This window comes from Halomonas sp. ND22Bw (assembly GCF_003011945.1).
Classification (GTDB): Bacteria; Pseudomonadota; Gammaproteobacteria; order Pseudomonadales; family Halomonadaceae; genus Halomonas; species Halomonas halophila.
Genome location: NZ_PXWD01000592.1, coordinates 1 through 292 on the forward strand (window position 1 = coordinate 1; position 292 = coordinate 292).

1 protein-coding gene is annotated in these 292 nt (G+C 68.8%); it reads right to left on the reverse strand.

Annotated elements, in window-relative coordinates; genetic code table 11:
- Positions 1-292 (reverse strand): FtsX-like permease family protein (locus tag CVH10_RS19520; RefSeq protein ID WP_369335896.1); only part of this gene is annotated, 292 nt, incomplete at both ends.

Sequence of the window (292 nt, forward strand, 5' to 3'; positions counted from 1 at the left end):
CTACAGCCGAGCAGGGTTGCCGACCCCCTGAAGCCCAGCCCCGGCAGCGTGAACGTCGACCCGTAGCTGGCCGCAAGCGCGGAAATCGGCGCCGCCAGCCAGTTGCCGCCGAGGGTCAAGAGCCCGCAGGCGAGCAGGCCGCCGCCCAAGCCATACCAGGCCCCGCTGTAGAGGAAGGGACTGCGCACGAATGGATGGGTGGCGCCGATCAGGGGCTCCACCTCGATATCCTTGCGTCGATTCTCCACCGCCAGGCGAACAGTGTTGCCGACCACCAGCAGCACCCCGAGGC